This is a genomic window from Actinoplanes sp. NPDC051513, from assembly GCF_044454685.1.
Taxonomy (GTDB): domain Bacteria; phylum Actinomycetota; class Actinomycetes; order Mycobacteriales; family Micromonosporaceae; genus Actinoplanes.
In genome coordinates, this window is record NZ_JBITDW010000062.1 from 1 (window position 1) to 1,603 (window position 1,603).

General features: G+C 57.0%; 2 rRNA genes (1 of these 2 cut by a window edge). Both read right to left on the reverse strand.

Going from position 1 to position 1,603, the window contains the following annotated elements:
* Positions 1 to 5 precede the first annotated feature (5 nt).
* Positions 6 to 122 (reverse strand): 5S ribosomal RNA (gene rrf / locus ACIA5D_RS51610).
* A gap of 93 nt (positions 123 to 215) precedes the next feature.
* A 23S ribosomal RNA gene (locus ACIA5D_RS51615) occupies positions 216 to 1,603 on the reverse strand (it continues 1,806 nt past the right edge of the window).

A 1,603-nucleotide genomic window follows, 5' to 3' on the forward strand; every position in this document is an offset into this window, starting at 1 on the left:
GTTGAGTCCGGCGGCGTCCTACTCTCCCACACCCTCCCGAGTGCAGTACCATCGGCGCTGGAGGGCTTAGCTTCCGGGTTCGGAATGAGACCGGGCGTTTCCCCTCCGCTATGACCACCGAAACAGCTGCCAGCATCACCAACAACACACCGTTCATGACGGGTTGTTCGTTTGCTGTGAATCACACAGTGGACGCGTCGAGCAAAAAGTTCAGGGTGGTTAAGCCCTCGGCTTATTAGTACCGGTCGACTGAACCAGTTACCTGGCTTACATCTCCGGCCTATCAACCCAGTCGTCTAGCTGGGAGCCTTACCCACTCAAGGTGGTGGGATACCTCATCTCGAAGCAGGCTTCCCGCTTAGATGCTTTCAGCGGTTATCCCTTCCGAACGTAGCCAACCAGCCGTGCCCCTGGCGGGACAACTGGCACACCAGAGGTTCGTCCGTCCCGGTCCTCTCGTACTAGGGACAGCCCTTCTCAAGTATCCAACGCGCACGGCGGATAGGGACCGAACTGTCTCACGACGTTCTAAACCCAGCTCGCGTACCGCTTTAATGGGCGAACAGCCCAACCCTTGGGACCTGCTACAGCCCCAGGATGCGACGAGCCGACATCGAGGTGCCAAACCATCCCGTCGATATGGACTCTTGGGGAAGATCAGCCTGTTATCCCCGGGGTACCTTTTATCCGTTGAGCGACACCGCTTCCACACGCAAGTGCCGGATCACTAGTCCCGACTTTCGTCCCTGCTCGACCTGTCAGTCTCACAGTCAAGCTCCCTTGTGCACTTACACTCAACACCTGATTGCCAACCAGGCTGAGGGAACCTTTGGGCGCCTCCGTTACCCTTTAGGAGGCAACCGCCCCAGTTAAACTACCCACCAGACACTGTCCCTCGACCCGATCAGGGCCGCAAGTTAGATACCCAAACCCAACAGAGTGGTATTTCAAGATTGCCTCCACCCGAACTGGCGTCCGAGCTTCACCGGCTCCCACCTATCCTACACAATTAAATTCGGATACCAATGTCAAGCTATAGTAAAGGTCCCGGGGTCTTTCCGTCCTGCCGCGCGTAACGAGCATCTTTACTCGTACTGCAATTTCGCCGGGCCTGTGGTTGAGACAGTGGGGAAGTCGTTACGCCATTCGTGCAGGTCGGAACTTACCCGACAAGGAATTTCGCTACCTTAGGATGGTTATAGTTACCACCGCCGTTTACTGGCGCTTAAGTTCTCCGCCTCGCCCTCACGGGCTAACAGGTCCCCTTAACGTTCCAGCACCGGGCAGGCGTCAGTCCATATACATCGTCTTACGACTTGGCATGGACCTGTGTTTTTAGTAAACAGTCGCTTCCCCCTGCTCTCTGCGGCCATACCACGCTCCCCCAGCAAGTGGGATCACGCGTCCGGCCCCCCTTCTCCCTAAGTTACGGGGGCAATTTGCCGAGTTCCTTAACCACAGTTCGCCCGTCGCCTCGGTATTCTCTACCTGACCACCTGTGTCGGTTTCGGGTACGGGCCGCTCGGAACATCGCTAGAGGCTTTTCTCGGCAGCATAGGATCACTGACTTCACCTGATACGGCTCGGCATCACGTCTCACCCC